Source organism: Syntrophobacter fumaroxidans MPOB (assembly GCF_000014965.1).
GTDB lineage: Bacteria > Desulfobacterota > Syntrophobacteria > Syntrophobacterales > Syntrophobacteraceae > Syntrophobacter > Syntrophobacter fumaroxidans.
Genome location: NC_008554.1, coordinates 477943 through 499552, shown reverse-complemented (window position 1 = coordinate 499552; position 21610 = coordinate 477943). Strand labels below are relative to the sequence as shown.

Genomic DNA, 21610 nt, shown 5'->3' with positions numbered 1-21610 from the left:
CCAGGCCGGAATTAGCAGGGATGCTAATTCCGCCTGACCCAATATGAAAACGGCCTCAAGGAACCAGAAACCTCTACTTCCTTTCTCGTTTTGACACCTTGCACCTGATTGGAGTATTCTAAGAAAGTGCGAGCCGGCGGCAATCCCAGAACCGGAATGTACCGATTGGGAAGGCGCGTTGCAGCCAAGAATAATCCGAAAGAAAGGAACAGTATGGTTCAACAGCAATGCTCAAACAGCAAGAATTTCGAAGAACCTTCGTCAAGTTCAGCTGAGCATATGCATACTGATTTGTCTTTTATTACAAACGAACAGCATCAAAGTTTAAGAGATCGATTTGAAGTGCTCATTAAAGACACTTCTTTTTTTGACTGCCTGGTGGGATATTTCTATACCAGCGGCTTCCATGCGTTGTATCACTCATTGGAGAAAACCGAAAAAGTCAGAATCCTCATTGGTATCAGCACCAACCGGCAAACCTATGACTTATTGGTGAAAGCGGGCAGCCCCACGCAAGAGGTCATGCAATTCTCTCATGCCGAAACCAAAGAGGAAATCGAAAAGCTCGTTGAGGATGAGTTCGCAGACTCCGAAGACAACCGAAACGTTGAAGCCGGAGTCCACAAGTTTGTGGCGTGGGTCAAGGACAAGAAGTTGGAAATCCGGGCCTATCCGTCGCACAACATTCACGCCAAACTCTATATTATGACTTTTTGCGAGGGAGATCGAGATGTTGGCAGGGTTATCACCGGTTCGAGCAACTTCACCCAAGCCGGATTGATCGATAACCTGGAGTTCAATGTGGAGTTGAAAAACCGCAGTGACTATGAGTATTCCCGAAAGAAGTTCGAGGAGTTGTGGCAATCGGCGGTGGACGTCGGCGAGCGCTATGTACAGACCATCCAACAGAAGACTTGGCTCAGCCGGAATATCACGCCCTATCAACTCTATTTGAAATTGCTCTACGAGTATTTCAAAGATGAGCTCAGTCAGACCGATGAGGTGTTTATCAAATACCTGCCCGAGGAGTTCAAGAAGCTGGAGTACCAGGAGCAGGCCGTCTTGAACGCCAAGAAGATTTTGCTGGAATACGGCGGGGTTTTCATTTCCGATGTGGTCGGGTTGGGCAAAACCTATGTCTCGGCCATGCTCGCCGGGCAACTGTCCGGCCGAACCTTGATCATTGCTCCGCCGGTACTGCTCGAGAAAACCAATCCCGGTTCCTGGCCCAATGTGTTTTCCGACTTTCGCGTGTCTGCTGATTTTGAATCGTTGGGCAAGCTCGACGATCTCCTCAAACGGGGCACCGAGAAATATGAAAACATCATCATCGATGAAGCCCACCGTTTCCGCACGGAAACCACGGCGACCTATGAGAAACTGGCGGAGGTCTGCCGGGGCAAGCGGGTGATCCTGGTCACAGCGACACCGTACAATAACGCGCCCAAGGATATCTTGAGCCTGCTGAAACTCTTTCAAAAAGCCAAGAAAAGCACGATTCCCAATCTACCCGATCTTGAAGGATTTTTCAGCCGCCTGGAGCAGAAGCTCAAGAACCTGGATCGCCAGAAGGACTATGACAAATACATCAGCACGGTCAAAGAGAACGCCCGGGAAATTCGGGAAAAGGTGCTGAAGTACCTGATGGTGCGGCGGACCCGGACCGAGATCGTCAAATACTTTGCCGAGGATATCCACCAGCAGCGGCTGAAATTCCCCGTGGTGGAGAGACCGGTGCCGCTGTTTTACGAGCTCAACGGGAAGGAAGACCTGGTCTTTACCAAGACCGTTGAGCTCATTGCCCAGAAGTTCAAATATGCTCGATACATGCCCCTGCTTTATTATCAAGGCAAGGTGGACCAGCTGGAAAAACAATCTCAGCGGAACATGGGCCGGTTTATGAAGATTCTGCTGGTCAAACGCCTGGAAAGCAGTTTCTTTGCCTTCAGGAATTCGATTGACCGGTTCCTCCGTTCCTACGAGCTGTTCATCAAGGAATTTGACAACGGCAATGTTTACGTCAGCAAGAAGCACACCCGCAAAATCTTTGAACTGCTGGAAAACGATGACGATGACGCCGTGCAGCGGCTGATCGACGAAAGCAAGGCAGAGCGTTATCCCAGCAGCGAATTTGCCGAAGCGCTGCGGCAGGACCTCCAGCATGACCGGGATGTGCTCTTGGAGATCAAGGAGCTGTGGACCCGGGTGAAACGCGATCCCAAGCTCTTCACTTTTCTCAATGAATTATCGACCGACGCCGGACTCAAAAAGAATCATCTCATCATCTTTACCGAATCCAAGGAAACCGCGGACTATCTGTTTGCCAATTTAGAGCACCACTATCCGGAAAAGGTGCTGTGCTATACCGGCGCCTCGGGGGAAGCCACCCGGGACAAGGTGATTGAAAATTTCGATGCCCGAGCCCGCCATCCCAAGCAAGATCATCGCATTCTGGTAGCCACCGAGGTATTGGCGGAAGGCGTGAACCTGCACCGCTCCAATACGGTGATCAACTATGATATCCCCTGGAACCCAACGCGCATGATGCAGCGGGTCGGCCGCATCAACCGGATCGATACGCCGGCGAGCACGATCCACACCTACAATTTTTTTCCCACCACCCAATCCAATGACCAGATCAAGCTCAGAGAGGCGGCGGAAGCCAAGATCAACGCCTTCTTGACCCTCCTGGGCGGCGATGCGGAACTGCTGACCGAAGGAGAGCCGATCGGCTCCCATGAGCTGTTCGACCGGTTGCTGTCCAAGCACACCCTGGAAGGCGATGAGGAGCAAGGAGAGACCGAGCTGAAGTATCTCCACGTTATCAAGGAAATCCGCGACAAGCATCCGGACCTCTTTGAAAAGATCAAGCGGCTGCCCAGGAAGGCCCGCACCGCCAAGACTCACGCCGAACAGGCCGATTCCCTCATCACCTATTTTCGCAGGGGGAAACTGCAGAAGTTTTTCCTGGCGGCGGATCATCCGGAAGCCAAAGAGCTGGATTTCCTGCTGGCGGCTAAATTCATGGAAAGCGGATCGGAGGATGCAAAGAGAGAGCTGCCCAGTCAGTTTTATGACTTATTGGACAAAAACAAGGAAGCGTTCGTTCTGGCCACTACGGAAGAACTGCCTCAACCCAGGGCCAAGGGCGGAGGCCGGGACAGCGCCGCCAACCTTCTCAAGATTTTGAAGGTGACGCAGAAGAACACCCAAAAGCTGACCGACGATCAGGAACTCTTCCTCAAGAAGGTCTTCACACAGCTGGCGGAAGGCGGGCTGCCGAAGCAGACCGTCAAACAAACCCTGAAAGCCCTCAACGATCTCAAGAATGAATTGATCAATCCGTTCAAGGTGCTGGCAGTGCTCCAGACCCACATTCCCCCCAAGCTCCTGGAAGGGCATTATGCCGAACAAAACCCGTCGGTCTCCGGTAAGCGGGAAGTCATTTTGTCGATGTATTTGAGCGGTGAATAGCATGGATAAGCAACAGGCACGCAAACTCATCAAGCAAACATTTGAGCAGCCGTTTGAGAAGACGCGCTTTACCACGCTGATCAAAAATCTTCTCAATCGCTGTGAGGAAGCGCCACTTTCCTACAAGGGGCAGTACATCCCGGATGCCTACAAGCCTTATATCAGTGCCCTGGATCGTATCGGCAAATTCCACGACGGGGAGCACGCCGTTGATATTCTGGTGATCAAGCTCAAGAAGGAAACCTCGCTGGAACGCGCCCGCACCATGCAGCGGAATTTCGTCGCCTGGTACCTCAACGGCAGCCGCGGCGACAAGCTGAAAGACGCGGCACTGGTCGCGTTCGTCTCCCCGGAGGAAACCGACTGGCGTTTTTCGCTGGTGAAGATGGATTACCGGTTTGAACAGACGAAAACCGGCAAGATGAAGGTGAAGGAAGAGTTCACCCCGGCCCGGCGCTGGTCCTTCCTGGTGGGCACCAACGAACAAAGCCATACCGCCCAGAGTCGACTGATCAATCTACTGGCCAATGACGAACAGACACCGACGCTGGCCGAGTTGGAAGAAGCCTTCAACATCGAAACCGTCACTACGGAGTTCTTTCTCAAATACCGCGACCTGTTCATCCGGACCAAGGAAGCGCTGGACCGGGTGGTGCGGGGCGATCCCAGGATCGAGGCGGAATTCGAGGCCAAGCAGGTGAACACGGTGGACTTCGCCAAAAAGCTCCTGGGACAGATTGTCTTCCTCTACTTCCTGCAAAAGAAAGGCTGGTTCGGAGTGGGCCGAGATGCCCCCTGGGGAACCGGTTCGAGACAATTCCTGCGCGAGCTCTTTGAGCAAAAGCACGGCCGTTACGGTAATTTCTTCGACGATATCCTGGAACCTCTTTTTTATGAAGCGCTGCGCAACGACCGCAGCCACGATGATGATTACTACAGCCGGTTCAACTGCAAAATTCCGTTCCTCAACGGTGGGCTGTTCGATCCCATTGACGATTACGATTGGGTCCACACCAACATCAACCTGCCCGACAGCCTCTTTTCCAACCAGAACCGGACCGCCGAAGGCGACATCGGCGATGGAATCCTGGACATTTTCGATCGTTACAATTTCACCGTCAAAGAAGATGAGCCGCTGGAAAAAGAAGTCGCCATCGATCCGGAACTGTTGGGCAAAGCATACGAAAAGTTCAACGCCATTCGGCCGGACAACTTTGAAGAGTACAAACAGGTTTTAAGAAGCGGCAAGAAGGGGGATGAGAACAAATTCAACAAGCAGTTCGGCGTCTACTACACGCCCCGCGAGATCGTCCACTACATGTGCCGGCAGAGCCTGATCAATTACCTGCACACCGAATTGGGCAAGGACATAGTCACACACAAAAAGCTGTTTGAAAAACAGACCACGATGTTCGGGAATCAAGCGAAAAGGGGCCAACTGGACTGCACCATCGAGTACAAGCTGACGCCGCAGATTTCCAGGAAAGACATCGAAACCCTGATCCACCTGGGCGAACAGGTCAGTGCCAATGAGGCGCGGGTGGAAAACAAGGGCAAGGAGACCGTCACCTATTCTTACAAGCTGCCGGAAAGCATCCGCAAGAACGCAGGGCCGATCGACCGGAAGCTGGCGGATATCACGGTGTGTGATCCGGCGGTGGGCTCCGGTGCTTTTCCCGTGGGCATGATGACGGAGATTGTTCGAACCCGAAACGTGCTGTCCACCTTTATTCAGGAAGACAAGCCAACCCCGTATGACCTGAAGCGTCGCTGTATCGAGCATTCCCTGTACGGCGTGGATATTGACGCCGGTGCCGTTGAGATTGCCAAGCTGCGGCTGTGGCTCTCGCTGATCGTCGATGAGGACGATATCAAGAATATCAAGCCGCTGCCCAATCTGGAATACAAGATCGTCTGTGGAGACTCGCTTCTCGGGTATCCCTACAAGCCAATGGGACTTGATGAAGTTGAAAAACTCAAAGAGCAGTTCCTGGAGGAAGTCAATCCAAAACGGAAGAAGGAATTGAGAAACCGCATCGATGCAGCAATCTATGGGTTGTTCAAGAATACCGAAAAGAGCCTCGGATACCAAGTCACCATGGATTTCAGGACTAACTTTTCCGAGGTGTTTCGAACAAAAGGTGGATTCGATGTAGTGGTGGCCAATCCCCCCTACGTACGACAGGAGGCGATTCGACACCTCAAGCCCAAGTTTAAAAAAATTTTCAAGGATTTCTATTGTGGTACGGCGGATATCTATACGTATTTCTATAAATGCGGCGTCGACCTGCTGAAATCCAACGGGCATCTCTGCTTCATCGCTCCCAACAAGTTCATGCGGGCCAGTTACGGAAAGAATACCCGCACCCTGCTGACCACCCGGGCAACCCCGAGGCTGGTCATCGATTTTGGAGACCTGCCGATCTTTGATGCCACAACCTATCCGTCCATCCTGCTGATTGAAAAGCGGAAACCGGATGGGCGGGATAAAGCCGTTACGGCTACCTTTACCGATGCGTCCCAGCTTGCAAAGCTGGAAGATAGCCTCTTGGACATCGCTTTCCTCATGCCTGTGAAAGCCCTCAGCAAAGAAGGTTGGAATTTGGAGCGCTCGGATGTCTTGTCATTAATGGAGAAGCTGAAGAAAATAGGCGTCCCATTGGGTGAGTACATCCAAGGACGATTCTATCGGGGGGTACTGACAGGTTTGAATAAAGCCTTTGTCATTGACGCCGCCACGCGTGAAAGGTTGATTGCCGAAGATCCGGCCAGTGCCGACGTTATCAAGCCTTGGCTCCGTGGCCGCGACATTCGCAAGTGGAAGGCGGAATGGGCGGGATTGTATGTCATCAATATCGCGAGCAGTTCCAACAAAACATGGCCATGGTCGAATGTAAAAACAGAAGCTGAGGCTGTTCGCCAGTTCGAAGAGACGTATCCGGCGATTTACCGGCATTTAGCACCGTGGGAAAAAGAGTTGCAGAAGCGTGACGATCAGGGGAAATTCTGGTGGGAACTCAGGTCATGTGCCTACTATGAGGCATTTGAAGGAACCAAGATCATCTATCCTGATATTTCACAAGCATCGAAGTTTAGCTGGGATCAAAGCAATTCATATCTTGGCAACACGGTTTACATGATCCCAACGGACAAGCTCTGGCTTGTAGGGCTCCTGAACTCAAAATTTATCTGGTGGTATTACTCCAATATCACTTCAACTATTCGCGGCGGCTTTGTCCGTTTTTTCAGCCAGTATATGGAAACTATCCCAATTTCGCTAATTTCCGATAGCCAAAAAACCTCTATAATCGAACGCACTCGTGCCATTCTTGCTGCCCCTGGCAGCCCTGCGGTTCCCACGCTCGAAGCGGAAATTGATCAAATTGTCTATGTCCTTTACAACCTGACTCCCGAGGAGATTCGAATTGTGGAAGGGGTGAATTAAGATGTTTTTCACAGGAATGAGCACATTGGAATTAGCCAATCACATAGTGGTAATGATGAGTGCAGTTGATTATTGGATTATTATTGTATAATTATTTTTATATATTAAAACTTTTTGGTTTTGCACAGTTTTGGAGTGCAAAGGCATATCTTAGGATTGAGAATTTGTCGTGCGCACAGCGTCCACTCTGATACAGTAGATCGGAGGAACATCTTATGAAATCGGAACATAATGAAGAATTACTCAAGTTTACTTATAATTATCAAAAATCAGAATTGGAGTATCGCCGTAATCGGGAACACCAGATTTTTAGCTGGACTGCATCTATATTGTTGGCAATTATAGCTGCTTTGTTTTTCAAGTCTCCTAGTACTGAAATCCTTTTCAAAACGCAAAATATTGCATGGCGTTTATTATTTTCCATAGTTGTTATTGGCTTGACTATCTATTCCATTGGTTGGCAGCACTATCACAACACAAAGGCCGCCAGCCATAAAAAACTAATAATATCGATTATAGATAAACTTAAACTATTTGATGGCAACTCTCCTATTCTTTCCTCCAAATGGCGAAGTTGGGGAACCGAGTATGTTGGTTTTAGAGGTCAACATAAATATCCTAGCAAAATGTCGGCAACTGCTTTTTTGGGTATAGTCGGATTATTAGCTATTTGGATAGATTTTATATTGAAAATGAATTGATTTTATGTCGGTGAACTAAGAGGGATTCAAGATGGTGGCAGATAATTCTTATTTGCATTAATTTTGCTCGTGCCATACATACGAGTGAACGCATTTTCCTTCCCTCAGGCGTTTTCAGTATTCGTCAGGTTAGCTCTTTCTCAGTACGCACCTCACGGGCGCCTCGTGATGAAATCCTTATTTTACGCGGATCCTTGATTCTCGGATGACAAGATCCACCCAATGCCAGGTAAAGCATCCCTTCAAGGGCACCGGGCAATATGGAAAGGAAACTCAGGGGCGTTGACAGGGCGCTCCTTTCTGCTGTAATTTATTACGTAATTACGTAATATGTAATTTAGGTGAAATCCAAATGGAGTGAGGACAGCCATGCCGCTGGTCAGAGTGATCAGAAACGGACAAATCACGATCCCCAAGAAGTTGCGGGCCACTTTGGGCATTGAAGAAGGGGATCTTTTGGAAGTGAAACTGAGCCAAGGAGGAATGACCATCAAGCCTAAAACCGCCGTGGACAAGGAACTCTCCAAAGGGCGGTTCTTTCGGATGGTGGAGGAAATCCGGGAAAGCGTCAAGGACGCCGATCCCCGGGAGGTGGATGCGGCGCTGGCTGAAGCAGTGCGGGCCGCCGGGAAAGCCACGAGCAAAAAGATGAAGCCCCGACGCTCATGAAACCAAGAGTAGTGCTGGATGCCAACGTCCTGGTGAGCGCGATACTCAAGCCCGCATCCAATCCGGGTCACATTCTTGAGCCGGTACGGCGGAACGCTGTCCAGCCCTTGTTTCTCCGGCTATCCTGGCCGAAGTAAAAGCGGTGCTCCTTTATCCCCGTTTGCGTAGACTCCACCGTCGCAGTCCCACATGGATCAAGTCCTTTATGTAGGAATTGGCCGATCTCGCCGAAATGACCCCAGGCGCTTTGATCGTTGATGCCGTCAAAGCTGATCCGTCGGATAACATCTATCTTGCCTGCGCGGTGGAGGGAAAAGCGGATTTCGTGGTGTCCGGTGACAGCCACTTAAGAGATCTCAAGGCTTGTCAAGGAATCCGGATCGTTGATCCGGCTGCGTTTCTGCAGATCATTGCGCATCACTGGCCTGGAGCGAGGATCGATGGAGGGCCGCAGTCCCGTCCCCGCACAGCTTCACGCACGTGTGAACGATTGACCCGCACGGGATGCGAAACCCTAAAAGAATGTTATCCTTTCCTCCGGGATCGTATAAAATTGAAATATCATCGACACGCTGTAAACATACCCGGAAGCGCCGCTGATTCATTCCTCCCGCTCGCCTCACGTTCATCTCGGATCGCCTTCGCGACGCCGCCGGGGCCGAATCGACACATTTCCACGGGAGGGTCGGTCATGAGACAGTCGGAACGAGCTAATCCGTACCTGGGTACGATTGCGGCCGCGCTGTTCGTCTTTTCCGTTCTTTGCTGCGGAGCCGCCCGGGCGGGCGGCACGGACGAGGGCAGAGCGATACTCGTCGACGCGCATGGCAACGTCTATGTTTGCGCCAAGTCGTGGCGAAGCAGCGATCAGCAATTCGGCATTGTCACGATGAAGTACTCCTCCTCCGGCAAGAGACTCTGGGCAAGGCGCTTCACGGACATCAACAACAACGGAACCTGGGGTCAGGGCAGCGTCGCGTTGGATGGAAACGGCAACTTCTACCTCACCGGACAGACCCTGGATCGTAAATTACTGGTTCTCAAGTATACGCCGGCCGGATCGCCGGTCGTATCCAAATACAGTTTTGGCGGCATCCCGGTGGGAAGCGGAAGCAACGGAAGAGCCATCCACGTCACGCCCGACGGCAAGGGTATTTACGTCACCGGTGAATACTGGAACTCCAGCAACTCCACGTGGGACATTGTGACGGCAAGGCTCGGGCCGGACCCCGACATGGAGTGGACGACACGCAGAATTGCGTCGAAGCACCAGTTCGCCCGGGCCATGGTGGTGGGTACGAACGGCAACGTCACTGTCACCGGGCAAAATTTCGACGCCGAGGCCGACACGTATGACTACCTCACGATCAAGTACAACGCCCTGGGAAAGATTGAGTGGGCCAAGACGTACAATAAGGGCACGTGGGACGAACCTTTTTCCGTGGCGGTGGACCCCGGCGGGAATGCCATTGTGACGGGATCGGCCGGCAGCGCGGAAGCGACACGGGACTTCGTGACCGTGAAGTATTCGCCCGGGGGTGTCCAGTCCCCCGCATGGATTTATGACGGGGCGGCTCACGCGCTCGATTACGCCGAGACCGTCAAGACCGATGCGAACGGCAACGTCTATGTGGCCGGGACTTCATCCGGCGCCTACAACTGGGACATCGTCCTGCTGAAATACAACTCGTCGGGTCAGAAGGTCTGGACTCGAAGCTACAGCAACCTCTGCAATGACTTTTTCGACGAAATGGCCCTGGATAAGAACGGCAATATTTACGTGGCCGGACATTCCGGATCGGGAGGTTCAGGGACCTGGGACTACCTCACCATGAAATACAACCCGAACGGAAAGAGGGCTTGGACGAAGTTTTTCAACAGCAGCCACAACAGCGCCGACATGGCGCTTTCACTCACCGTGGACGGGAGCGCCAATGTGTACGTGACCGGCAAATCGTACAACGGGACGGACTACGATTGCCTCACCGTCAAGTACGATACCAATGGAAACCTGGTCTGGTCCAGGCGCTACGATTCGGCGTAGCCTCTTCTCCGGCAGTTCGCTGCGCTTTCCGCCGTCCTCTCCATGCATTGTTTTCCTTGCAAAACGTACATATCCGTGTACAATACGGATGGGATCGACATCCCCTGGAGTGAGGTGACGGTAATGCGAGAGACGAACGTGGTGGAGCTGCGAAAGCGCATCAAGCATTATTTCGACGCAGTGGAGAGCGGCGAGGTGGTCCGGGTTTACCGGAACGGCAAACCGATTGCTGAAATCCTGCCGCTCACGAAGAGGGAGGCTCCGTGGAAACGGGAAGGCCCACGGCTGACTGTTCCGGGCCTGTCGCTCAGCCGGGAAATTCTGAAGGACCGGGCGGAATCCGACACATGAAAGTCTTCTTTGACACCTCCGCGTTCGTCAAGAGGTACGTCGAGGAACCCGGGACGGAGAAGGTTCTCGAGATATGCGACAAGGCGGATCAACTGGTTCTTTGCGTCATTTGCCTTCCCGAAATGATTTCCACGCTCAACCGGCTCGTTCGCGAAGGCAGGCTGCAAAACGACGAATATCGGAAGCTGCGGGACCTCGTTTTGGAGGAAATCGAAGACGCCGAAATCTGCTTCCTCACCCCCGAGGTCGTCGCTCAAACGATAAAGTGCCTTGAAAGCAACGTGCTGCGCGCCATGGACGCGCTTCATCTCGGATGCGCCCTCGTCGTTGAGCCGGACCTGTTCGTGTCTTCCGATCGACGGCAACTTGAAGCCGCCAGAAGAGCGGGCTTGAAGGTCATGGAAGCGTGAGATACCCGAGTCCGCCCGGAAAACCCTGATCCGGCCGGGAGAATTTCCTTGCCGTCGGTCGGCAACCTCGCGGCGTGCAAGGCCGGGCATTGAGAAGAAGTGTCGTCACCCTTCCCCGGCGCCGTCCGAATCCGCCTTCCGGCTCGCCTGTTCGCGTTGCGCGCGGCGACAAACCCGACAATGTCGGTGATCGCGTGAGCCATCATGCACGCAGACAGGTCACGGGTCAGGATGTAGAAGACGGACAATGCGCCTCCCGATACGAAAAAGGTCGCGAGGTCCCCCGCTCATCTCACGCGCTCATCTTCTTCTCGAGCAGCTCGGCCAGCATGGACAGGTGCGCCTTTTCCTCGTCGGCGATGTGAAAGAGAATGCGCCGCGTCTTCTCGTTGGAGCTCGCCGCCCCCATCCGCAGGTAGAGATCGAGGGCCTGGCTTTCCACCATCATCGCGATGTCGAGGTACCCCGCCGTGGTCTTCATGAAGGACTCGTTTTGCTTCATGAAGTCCTGAATGTCCAATCCGCCTTCCATGATCCGCGACGAGCCCCCGGGCACATCCTCGGGCGGTGGCTCATCCGGGGCATGCTGTCGCAGCAGCTCGCGCAGCGTCTTCTTGTGGCTTTCTTCGGCCCGCACCAGCTTCACCAGCAGGTCGGCCAGGTCCGGCTCCGTGGTCCGCACTCTGACCGCCTCGTGGAAATCCAGCATGCCCTGTTCCATGGCGTAGGCGAGCAACACCGCTTCCCGCGGGGATTCGCGACCGCTTGCGAACTCCAGGTGGAATTTGACCGGGTTGGCCGCGGTGGGCTGCTCCCACGCCTGGATACCGCCCAGCAACTGGTAGACTTCCGAAAACCCATGGTGAGCGAGAAAGGAAGCGGCCGTCGCGCTGCGGCCTCCCACGGCGCAGTAGACCAGGACGGGCCTCTTCCGGTCGAGCCCCCCGATGGAGTCGGGCAGACTCGGCAAAGGGATCAATTGCGCCCCGGGCAGGTGTCCCTGTTCGTACTCGGTCGGTTGCCGCACATCGAGGAGGAGGTAAGTGCCCTCTTTGTGTTCGTCGATGAATTCCTTGGCCTCATCCGGGTAGAGTGACTTCACGTCCCCGGAACCGCTTCCCGCCGTCATTGATTCACTCCCTTCCCCGGCGTTCGGGCCGTATCGTCCGGACACTGCTCCGGCAACCCGCGCCGGCCCCAAGATACGGGACCTGCGAAATGCCGCCTACGACCCGCTCAGGCCGCGAAGAAAGGCCCGCACGTTCTCGCCCAGCACCTGGTGGTTGTAGCCGCCCTCGAGCAGGCCGAAACAGCCGACCTGCAGCCGTTTTGCGGTGTCGTGGACCATGCGGCCCATGGCCTGGTAGTCCTCGGTCAGCAGGACTCCGCCCCAGTCCTGGACATGATTGTCGAACCCCGCCGACACGGCGATGATGTCCGCCGCCGCGGATTCGAGATGCCTGGACACGTCCGAGAGGTATTCCTTTCGATCGTGCGATTCGGGGTTGTGAATGGCGACGTACCCTTTGGGCTTCAGGATGTTCACGGTGCCGTCGCCGTAGTGCATGTCGAAATCGAGCACGTATGCCGTCTTGATATGCCCGTTTCGCTTCAGGTGGTCCAGGGCCACGGCCATGTTGTTGAAGTAGCAGAACCCCCAGTAACTGTCCGCCGATGCATGATGGCCGGGAGGCCGGATCAGGCCGAAGCAGGGTTCCTTGAGCCCGGTGAGAGCGGTCTGGATCGCGCCTCCGGCGGCGAGGCAGGCGATGTTGTACAATCCCTGGTGCGTGACGCTCTGTATGTGCGACTTGCTGTGGATGGCGGCAATGTCCTCCGCTCCGGCGGGATAGGCATCCTCGAAGACCGCCTCGTCGCGGATGGCGCCGAGAATCGCCTCAATCCGGCCCGGGGCCGCCGCGGGTTCATGGGTATACACCTGCTTGAAGTCCTCGTGAGTCACAACCTTCATGCTTCACCTCCTCGATCTGATTCAGTGCAAGGCAACAGGCCGCATCATCCTCATCCGGCCTCGAAGGGCGCAATCCCGAGACGGAGCCCGGGCTCAGCCTTTTCCCGGACCCCCGGCTTCCTCGGCGATCTTCTTCATCAGCCCGCGGAACCCTTCCCTGCGAAACGTCTCCGCGAAACGGACCCGATAGCCGGCCACCAGCGAGACTTCTTCAATGTTAACGTCGTAGACCAGCCACTGTCCATTCACATTTCGCACGGAATAGTCGACGGAGATCGAACGCCCGCCGGAGACCACGGCGGTGTGCACCACGAAGTACTGCCTGCCCTTCGGTCTTTCCTCTTCGAACACGACGGATTCCTCGTCGAACCGCTCGATCGTCGCGATGTAGGAAGTCTCCAGCAGGCTCGCGAAGGCCACCTCGAACTCCCGCTGCTCCGCCTCCGAAATCTTCGGCCAGAACTCGCCCAGGCAGCGCTTCGCCATTTCCGAAAAATCGAAGCGCTCCTCCACCACTTTGAATATCCTGTTGCGCCGCTCCAGCATCCGATCCGGCGATTTGAGGCTCGGATCCTTCAGGATCTCGACGACTTTCTCGACGGAAACCCGCAACTGCTCCATCGGTTCACCGGCCGAAGCCGGCGCGGCAATGAAGAGCGACGCCGCCAAAAGCAAAGCAATCACCATTTTCCCGACCATTCCATTCTCCTGTGAGAGCCGAAAGGACGCTGGACTTTTCCCGACGATCGAGCGTCGGGCGGGCGGCTCCTCCCGGCACCCCCGCCGGAGGCTCCCGGCCCCGTGAAGCGATTGTCCGTCCGGCACCCCGTCACTTCTTCTCGAACATGTACTTGCCGATCAGCTCTTCGATACTGATCGCCGATTCCGTCTCGATCAACGTGTCGCCCGGGCCAATATCCCTGCCCGACCCGCCCGGAATCAGCTTCACGAATATCTCGCCGATGATCCCCTTTGTGCGGATGGAAGCCACGGTATCGTCGCTGAGGCGCACGCCGTCCCTGATCGCCATGACCACCCTGGCCTGGTTGTTTTCGAGGGTGATGTCCAGGACCTTTCCCACCCGGACCCCGGCAATCTCGACCGCCGCCCCTCTTCTGAGCCCGGTTATGGAGTTGAACAGCGCGTTCACCCGGTAGTGGGGTTCCCCCAGGGCGCCCGGCCCCCCGACAACCAGGGAAAGATAGGCCATGCAGACGACTCCCAGGATGAAGAAGACCCCCACCGTGATTTCGAGCGATGGACGATACATGAACACGCCTCCCAAACCTGGAGAAAATGACACGGCACGAATGGAAACCCGCCCGCTCGGGGTCCCCGCCCCTTGATGCGGCCCACCAGCCGGTTGATGTATGGAAACCCGCCCGCTCGGGGTCCCCTCGGCATGGCCCCGTCACGCCGACGGCTCCGTGCCCGAAAACCGTGTCAAAGCAACAGCGAGGTCACCATGTAATCCAGCACCAGGACCGCAATGGAGGTGATCACGACCGCGTTGGTCGTGGCCCTCGACACCCCCTCGGCGGTTGCCGCGGCGCCGTAGCCCATCATCGAGCAGATCCAGGACATGGCAAGCCCGAACACCGCCGATTTGAACAATCCGCCCGCGACGTCAAGGTACGCCACGGCTTTCGTCATGCCGCCGAAGAAATGGACTTCGGGCACCCCGTAGATCACCACCCCCACGAAATACCCGCCCAGTATCCCGACGACGTCGAAAAACGCGCATAGAACCGGCATCGAGACCACTCCCGCAACTATCTTGGGCGTAACGACGTGTTTGATCGGGTTGACGGCCATCATCTCGAGGGCGTCGATCTGTTCCGTGAGCCTCATGATGCCGATTTCGGCGGTCATCGCCGAACCGGCGCGGCCGGTGACGATCAGCGCGGACAGCACGGGCCCCAGCTCGCGCACGATGGACAGTGCGACCAGGGCTCCGAGGATGTTTTCCGTCGCGCCTCCCCGCAGCATGTGAAGGGCCTCAAGGGCAAGCACCATGCCGGTCGAGAGCGCGGTCACGAAGATGATGATCAGCGATTTCGCGCCGATGAAGACGATCTGCTCCAGCGACCTCCTGATTTTGAGGGGCGGCACGAACCCGTATCCGAGCGCTTCGCCCAGGAAGAGCAGGCTCCTGCCCGCAAGGCGGACGGCATGCACGCACCTGCGGCCGTTCAGGCCGAACGCCGAAGATATCGTCATGGGACCCTCAGAATGTCGTCGTAGTAATTCTTTTCGGTGCGGTTGAAAGGGATCGGCCCCTCGGGCTCCCCGCGGATGAACTGCAACACCCTGGCGTCTTCGCTGCCCCGGATTTCCTCGGGGGTCCCTTCCGCGATCTTCCTGCCAAAAAACAGAATGATGATTCGGTGCGCGATCCGGAAAGAGGAAGGAATATCGTGCGACACGACCACGGACGTCACCCCCATGGCGGTGTTCAGATCCACGATGAGCTTGTTGATCACGCCCGCCGATATGGGATCGAGACCGGATGTGGGCTCGTCGTAAAAAACCGCCCTGGGGTCCATGACGATGGCCCGGGCAAGTCCTATCCGCTTCGCCATCCCTCCCGAAAGCTGCGACGGCATGAGCTGTTCCATCCCGCGCAGACCGACCATCTCCAGCTTCATCGTGACCATGGCTCGAATGACCGGTTCCGCCAGGCGGGTGTGCTCGCGAAGCGGAAATGCGATGTTCTCGAAAACGTTGAGGGAATTGAACAGGGCGGCCCCCTGGAACAGCATGCCCATCTTCTTTCGTATTTCGTAGAGCTCGCTTCTCGACAATCCGGTCAATTCGCGATCCTCGAAAAATATCTTCCCGGAATCGGGACGTTCCAGCCCAACCAATTGTTTGAGCAAGGTCGACTTTCCCGAACCGCTTCCCCCGAGAATGACCGTGATTTTGCCTTTTTCGAAACGGCACGACACATCGTCGGACGCGACAAGCCCGTCATAGCTTTTGCGCAGCCGTTCGATTCTGATCATAACGCGTCCGCCCCCAGTGTGAGGGACCGCGGAGAAAACCCGCCCGCTCGGTCCCGGATCGATGAAATATATAGCACTTCGGCCTTTTGTACAAAGCGGATTCATTCTCATGCCTCGAGGCGCCGCGGGGCGAGGGCGGACGACCCGGTTGTTACGGTCCATATAGTCCGGATGATACCCGCCGCGGGGCGCGCGGGCGGACGAATCCGGACCGGAGGCCGCCTGCAGGCCGTTGGACGGAGTTATTCGGCTTCTTCGTTCAAATTGATTCCCGATCGTGATAGAATCGCGCTTGCTTGTCAGTAGGACTTCCACCCCGGCAGGGACTCCACTTTGCACAATGCGGCGGCTGGCCGCGGTCTTGTGCGCGCTTGCCGGTCAGGCGGCCTCTCACCCCCCTCGGGCCTGCCCGGGGATTTCCAATCCATCGCAAGGAGGGACGGACCATGAGCGTTCAATTCGTCAAAACCCGGGTGCAGCCCCAGGGAATCGCTCCGGCCGAAGAAGGCCGCGCCCTGCAGTTGGTCGAGCTCTGCGGCAGGACCGCGTACAAATCGGAAGACAAAATCACTCCCGATTCTGCGCGCAATTTCGTCCTGATGTTGAAGAGTCACGGTCACCTGTCCGTCCTGGAGCACAGCAACATCGTGCTGGAGATCGAGGCGACGCCGTCAAGCGGCGCTACACAGGCCCTTTCTTCGATTTCCGAGCTCTACGGGGCGCTGCTCGATGGCCTTGGCTTCCGAACCGCCTACCACCGCATCCACCTCTCGGCCCGGACTTCCCCCGGCGCTCTTTTCATCGCCGGCAACCTGCGTTCCTGGATCGAGACGCTCACCCATCTGGGCAACGGCGGAAGCCCCCTCCACGCCCTCCTGTCCGCGGCTTTGCGCGATTTCTTTCCCATCATCTTCGGGGGCGAGGAAACGGTTTCGAGCAACCTTTCCTTCAAGGTCACCCTGGTCCGCGAAGACGAACAACTGGCGCTGCTCCGGCGCGATGCCGCATGCGATCTGCCCGTCTTCGTGTTCAAGTTCGTCTGCGACCGCGGGATCACTCACGAGGTGGTACGGCACCGGGTGCTCTCGTTCACGCAGGAGAGCACCCGCTACGTGAATTACAAGAACAAGGGAATGGTGCTGATCCTTCCCGAAGAGCTCTATCCCTTTTACGACGATGCGACGCAGCAGCTCACGGGCCGGTCGCCCCTCGTGGACATGTGGATCGACAGGGCCGAGAAGCTCTTCGCCTGGTACCGGGAAGACCTCGACCGGGAAAAACCGGAAATTGCCCGGGACATCCTCCCCAATCTGCTCAAGAGCGAAATATTCGTGAGCGGCAGATGGAGCGGATGGAAGCACTTCGTTCAGCTGCGCGATTCCAAGCACGCGCACCCGCGCATCCGGGCCATCGCCAAGGAAGTGAGGAACCACTTCGATTCCCTGGGAATGACCGTCGAGTAAGGCGCGATTCAGACCCGCGCATGCCCTGCTGCGGACGAAGACCGCATTCGGGAAGGAGCGAGATGAAGGACATTTTCGATCGCCAGATGCAGCTCAACATCTATACGCTCAGGAACATCGGGCTGGATTTTTCAACCACCGTGGCTGACCCACTGGAGAAGACCGTCTGGATCGAAAACTACCGGAAGGCGTTCTCCGCCGAGCTGGCCGAACTGGTGCGGGAAGTCAGGGAGCGGGGAGTCGGCACGCACAACGGCAGGATCGAAGTGGTGGACCTGCTGCATTTCCTCGTGAGCCTGTCCCAGATCGTCGGCGTCGCCCCGTCGGCGGCCTTCTCCATGATGTCCGACGGCAATCCGGGCAAAGGCGGCGTTGCGGGGGGAACTGCGGAGCAGGCCGTTATGGAGTGTGTCGTCGAGACATTCCTCGCTTTGGACGACCTCCAGGGCTGCATGAAATGGAAATGGTGGGCAAAGGGAGGCGGTTTCAAGCCGGACATGGCCGAGAAGGCCGTTTTGGACCTGTGGAAGCGCTTCGGTGAAGTCTGCGCGCTGTTCGATCTCGATTTCGACACCACCAAGCGGATTTACACCGCCAAGAACGAAGTGAACTTCCGCCGGCAGGACCGGGACTACAATGAGGACACCAAGGACGAGTCCGACAATCTTGCCATTGAAGCTTAGCCGGGCCCCGGATCGGCGCGGATGCGTCCGCGACCCTCAATTCGAGTGCAGATGAAACCCATATCCCCGAAATTCGTGACGTTTGAAGGCATCGACGGCTGCGGCAAGAGTACTCTCATCGATGAGCTCGCATCCTGGCTGGACCGGACCCGGGTCCCTTATGTGAAGACCCGCGAACCCGGCGGAACGTCGCTGGGGGAGAAGATACGCGGGCTGCTGCTCGATCCCGCCCACCGGGGCATGAACCGGCAAACCGAAGTCCTTCTCTACACCGCCAGCCGCGCCCAACTCGTTGCAGAGATCATCCTGCCCGCACTGAAAAGCGGCGCGTGGGTGCTCGCGGACCGATACATCGACGCCACCCTCGCCTACCAGGGCTACGGCCGGGAACTGGACCCGGACCCGCTCCGGCGCCTTCAGCACTGGGCCACGCAGGCTCTCGTGCCGGATAAAACCGTGCTTCTCGATTGCGGAATCGATACGGCGGCGGCTCGCATGTCGGCCAGGAACCACAGGCCGGACCGGATTGAAATGGAGGAGCGGGCTTTTCATGAACGGGTGAAGGCGGGCTACCTCGATCTGGCTTCCCTCGATCCGGGGCGATTCATCGTGCTCGATGCCGAGAAGCCGCTCCCCGAGGTGATCGCCGATTTCAGAGCCGCCTTTCGCGAAATCGTGCCGGCTCCGTAACACGGAATGGCTCGCGCGGCTGTCGTCTCGCTGTCCGGCGGACGACCGGCGGCATCATTTCTGCCCGGGCGGTTTCGGCCTGGGCATGTGCGCTTGAAACCGCGATCGGCGCCGACCGGTGGAACCCGAAAGGCGGCGCACCTGGCGGGACCCGCCACGAATGACGGCCGGGAAACAAAGCTTACCGACGCGTCCTGGATTTCGCTTTCCGCTGAGGCTCCCGCTGAGGCTCCGGGAGCGTCAGGCGCACGGGCTGGCCCGGATTGCCCGGCGGATCGAGCGCCTGCCCGTCCCACACGATCCGGATTCCCCCCGCGTTCCCCACCACCAGGTTGATGCGGTCGCGCACCTTCCACTCGAACCGATTCCCGGGCTGCAGCGTCGTGGCCCAGGGTTTCCCCTTGTCGATGGTCACCTGGAGCCAACTCGGCTCAATCGCCTCAACGACGAAATCGTGGACCAGCGGGGTCCCGGGAGGAGCCGCGGGGGCAACATCTTTCGATTTTTCCGGGGCGGACGTTCGGGCTGAAGGAACCGGAACGGCCATTGCGACCTGCGGTCCGCCGACCATGGCGATTTTTTCCTCACCCGGCTCCGCCGCTTCCCCCTTTGGCTCCTGTCCGCCTCCGGAAATGGAAGCCGTACTTCCCGCGAATTTTCCCGCCCCGCCGTCCGGAGTGTCGCCGGGAACCGGAGAAGCCGTTCGATCCGGGGCGTTCCCCTGCGAATCGTTCCTTTCATTGGGCGCGGGATTCGGAACCGAGGTGTTCGTAAGGCCCGGCACACCCGCCGCCACAGGAACGGACGCGGCTTCCGCCTGAAGGGGCGACCGCTCCGGACGGGCCGTGGTCTCGGAAGAAGGCTGTTCCTTCACAGGGGCCGGCCCGCTCCCCGGGACCGACGCGAGCGCCTGCTCGGGCACGCTTGCCGGGATCGACGCGATAGCCCGTCTGCGCAACGTGCCCCGGGCATCATCGGAGGCATGGACATCGGGCTCCGGGCTCACACCGGCACCCTCCGCCGGTCCCGCGCCACGCGGCACAACCCCCACCGCAGGCGGACCAGGCGCGGCTTCCGCCTGCAGGGACGACCGCTCCGGACGGACCGGAGCCTCGGAAGAAGGCCGCTCCTTCGACCACATGAGAACCGCGATTCCGAAGCATATCGCCAGGATCAACGGGCCCATCACCAGGTATCGATCCATCCGGGGAAAACCGCGCCAGGTTCCCGACACCCGGCGGGCTTCATGGACCACTGCGGGCTCGACGTCCGCGTCCGGACCGAAGGTTTCCGTCAGCTTCCGCTCGAGGGCCGGTGTCCCGATCTCCTCGAATTCTTCTTTTCCCAGCAAATCCGAAGCCTTCACGGAAAGCCCGGACTTCCCGGCGCCCGTTCCGGCGGCAGTCCCTTCCCCCCACCTCCCCTGGCCGGCGAACGGACAGGATGACGACACCACGTCGATGAGCTTGTCCTTGAGCAATATCACCGAGCGTATCAGGAAGCTGTAGTAAATGAACTGCCGGTCGAACTCCGCTCCGTCGAAAACTCCCGGCAGATGGGAACGCAGGGCGAGGAAAGACTTGTAGACGGGTTTTATGCGGTCGTTCAATTCGTCCGGGGGCGGGATGGACCAGTTCCAGAAAACGATGGAGTCCATGAGCGCGTTCATCACGTCGTTTTCCAGGAAGCAGACCTTCTGATGCCGCCCCGAAAGCCCGCACTGATGATCCCGGTAAGGTTTCATGAAGAATTCCAGGGTGGCCTTGAACGGCTTGTCTCCTCCCAGCGCCCTCGCCTGCCTGAAATGAAGTGTCCGCAGGGACTCGAATTCAAACAACGTCCCCATGATTTCCCGATGATGCCGGCTTGTGACGCATTTTTCGGCGCATGCCTGCGCTTTGTAGAAGGACGCGACCGTCTCGAGAAACCTCAGGCGGAGGTTGTACAAAATGCTGAGGTAGGCATATACGCATGCCTGCGCGTGATCCTTCTTCGCCTTGGGAAGGTACTCGCCGATCAGAAAACTCACCAGCCTGTCGCTCAAGCTCACGAGAACGTGGGCCAAATCCTGGTTACGCTCCCGCGCCTCCGCGAACTCGAACCCCGCCGTATTCCCCTCGCGCGATATCTGGTACCACCTCAGCCACACGGGAAGCCGACTCGCCCCGATCTGGAAAAACAGCCGGTTCTGGGTGATCTTGAAAGGGTTTTCACACCGGAAGTAGACTTGAGCGCCTTCTTCCGAGAAGTCGAGGATGCATATATCGCTGACCTTTTCAAAATCTCCGCCGGGGGCAGAGTGACCTTCAGGACCGTCCCCGTGCCGGTCCGAGGCAGTCCCATGCTGTTGGCCCCGCGGCCTGTCCTTTCTGTAAAGCAGCATCCCGGAAAGATTGCCCGGATCGATTCGGCCGGTGAGGCCCTCCGGGGTCATGAATCTCGGATAAGCGCGTTTCTCGTCTTCCGCACGCCTCTGCGCAAAAGACTCGACCATCTCTCTCATTTTGTACACGTCCTCGGTATGATCATCCATACGATACTCTCATGCAGAGCCGTCTCGCGCCGTGAGCCGACGGCCTATCACATAATTCGGCACATGTTTCGGTTCACTGAATGATACTGATGTATGAAAATTCTCAGACCCACGTAAAACATGCCGGAAGCCGGCCGACCGGAGCATACGCCGCCGGCCTGACGGCGCGG

Annotated in this window: 17 protein-coding genes; 10 read left to right on the top strand and 7 right to left on the bottom strand. The window is 57.0% G+C overall.

Annotated elements, in window-relative coordinates:
* The first annotated feature begins 279 nt into the window (after window positions 1-279).
* The 7 genes from SFUM_RS02100 to SFUM_RS02070 all read left to right on the top strand — a co-directional run bounded on the left by SFUM_RS02100 (window position 280) and on the right by SFUM_RS02070 (window position 11094).
* The gene (locus SFUM_RS02100; RefSeq protein ID WP_041441445.1) at window positions 280-3474 is read left to right on the top strand and encodes a helicase-related protein; all 3195 of its coding nucleotides are present in this window, start codon (window positions 280-282) and stop codon (window positions 3472-3474) included.
* 1 nt (window position 3475) lies between these two features.
* Window positions 3476-6919 carry an Eco57I restriction-modification methylase domain-containing protein gene (locus tag SFUM_RS02095; protein ID WP_011697283.1) on the top strand — a complete coding sequence of 1148 codons (3444 nt, stop codon included), beginning with the start codon at window positions 3476-3478 and terminating at the stop codon, window positions 6917-6919.
* 215 nt (window positions 6920-7134) lie between these two features.
* The gene (locus SFUM_RS22830; protein ID WP_150109408.1) at window positions 7135-7620 is read left to right on the top strand and encodes a hypothetical protein; all 486 of its coding nucleotides are present in this window, start codon (window positions 7135-7137) and stop codon (window positions 7618-7620) included.
* Between the two features lie 369 nt (window positions 7621-7989).
* Window positions 7990-8289, top strand: a complete 300-nt coding sequence (locus SFUM_RS02090) for an AbrB/MazE/SpoVT family DNA-binding domain-containing protein (RefSeq protein WP_011697282.1) — start codon at window positions 7990-7992, stop codon at window positions 8287-8289.
* A gap of 691 nt (window positions 8290-8980) precedes the next feature.
* Window positions 8981-10333 (top strand): NHL repeat-containing protein, encoded by a 1353-nt coding sequence (locus SFUM_RS02080; RefSeq protein ID WP_011697281.1) that lies wholly within the window; start codon window positions 8981-8983, stop codon window positions 10331-10333.
* 123 nt (window positions 10334-10456) lie between these two features.
* Window positions 10457-10684, top strand: a complete 228-nt coding sequence (locus SFUM_RS02075) for a type II toxin-antitoxin system Phd/YefM family antitoxin (protein ID WP_041439604.1) — start codon at window positions 10457-10459, stop codon at window positions 10682-10684.
* Entirely contained in the window at window positions 10681-11094 is a 414-nt protein-coding gene (locus SFUM_RS02070; protein ID WP_041439602.1) for a type II toxin-antitoxin system VapC family toxin, read from the top strand. The genes SFUM_RS02075 and SFUM_RS02070 overlap by 4 nt, the downstream gene beginning before the upstream one ends.
* A 292-nt stretch (window positions 11095-11386) precedes the next feature.
* Here the strand turns inward: SFUM_RS02070 and SFUM_RS02065 are convergent, their stop codons facing one another.
* The 6 genes from SFUM_RS02065 to SFUM_RS02040 form a co-directional block, all read right to left on the bottom strand.
* Window positions 11387-12223 (bottom strand): rhodanese-like domain-containing protein, encoded by an 837-nt coding sequence (locus tag SFUM_RS02065; RefSeq protein ID WP_011697279.1) that lies wholly within the window; start codon window positions 12221-12223, stop codon window positions 11387-11389.
* Between the two features lie 96 nt (window positions 12224-12319).
* On the bottom strand, window positions 12320-13066 hold the full coding sequence (locus SFUM_RS02060) for an arginase family protein (protein WP_011697278.1): 747 nt from the start codon (window positions 13064-13066) through the stop codon (window positions 12320-12322).
* Between the two features lie 93 nt (window positions 13067-13159).
* Window positions 13160-13765 (bottom strand): Tgt2/MlaC family protein, encoded by a 606-nt coding sequence (locus tag SFUM_RS02055; protein ID WP_011697277.1) that lies wholly within the window; start codon window positions 13763-13765, stop codon window positions 13160-13162.
* Window positions 13766-13895: 130 nt separating this feature from the next.
* Complete coding sequence (gene mlaD / locus SFUM_RS02050; RefSeq protein WP_011697276.1) at window positions 13896-14336, bottom strand: outer membrane lipid asymmetry maintenance protein MlaD; 441 nt, start codon at window positions 14334-14336, stop codon at window positions 13896-13898.
* 173 nt (window positions 14337-14509) lie between these two features.
* The gene (locus SFUM_RS02045) at window positions 14510-15286 is read right to left on the bottom strand and encodes an MlaE family lipid ABC transporter permease subunit (protein WP_011697275.1); all 777 of its coding nucleotides are present in this window, start codon (window positions 15284-15286) and stop codon (window positions 14510-14512) included.
* Window positions 15283-16071: an ABC transporter ATP-binding protein gene (locus SFUM_RS02040; RefSeq protein WP_011697274.1), complete on the bottom strand. Its 789-nt coding sequence runs from the start codon at window positions 16069-16071 to the stop codon at window positions 15283-15285. The genes SFUM_RS02045 and SFUM_RS02040 overlap by 4 nt, the downstream gene beginning before the upstream one ends.
* A 446-nt stretch (window positions 16072-16517) precedes the next feature.
* Between SFUM_RS02040 and SFUM_RS21245 the strand changes: the two genes are divergently transcribed.
* The 3 genes from SFUM_RS21245 to tmk all read left to right on the top strand — a co-directional run bounded on the left by SFUM_RS21245 (window position 16518) and on the right by tmk (window position 18907).
* Complete coding sequence (locus SFUM_RS21245; RefSeq protein ID WP_011697273.1) at window positions 16518-17534, top strand: FAD-dependent thymidylate synthase; 1017 nt, start codon at window positions 16518-16520, stop codon at window positions 17532-17534.
* Window positions 17535-17596: 62 nt separating this feature from the next.
* Window positions 17597-18217, top strand: coding sequence for a dUTPase (locus SFUM_RS02030; RefSeq protein ID WP_011697272.1), 621 nt, complete (start codon window positions 17597-17599; stop codon window positions 18215-18217).
* A 51-nt stretch (window positions 18218-18268) separates the two neighbouring features.
* The gene (gene tmk, locus SFUM_RS02025; RefSeq protein ID WP_041439600.1) at window positions 18269-18907 is read left to right on the top strand and encodes a dTMP kinase; all 639 of its coding nucleotides are present in this window, start codon (window positions 18269-18271) and stop codon (window positions 18905-18907) included.
* Window positions 18908-19088: 181 nt separating this feature from the next.
* Here the strand turns inward: tmk and SFUM_RS02020 are convergent, their stop codons facing one another.
* A complete protein-coding gene (locus SFUM_RS02020) occupies window positions 19089-21440 on the bottom strand; it encodes a RodZ domain-containing protein (RefSeq protein ID WP_041439598.1) in 2352 nt (783 codons plus the stop codon).
* Window positions 21441-21610: the final 170 nt, after the last annotated feature.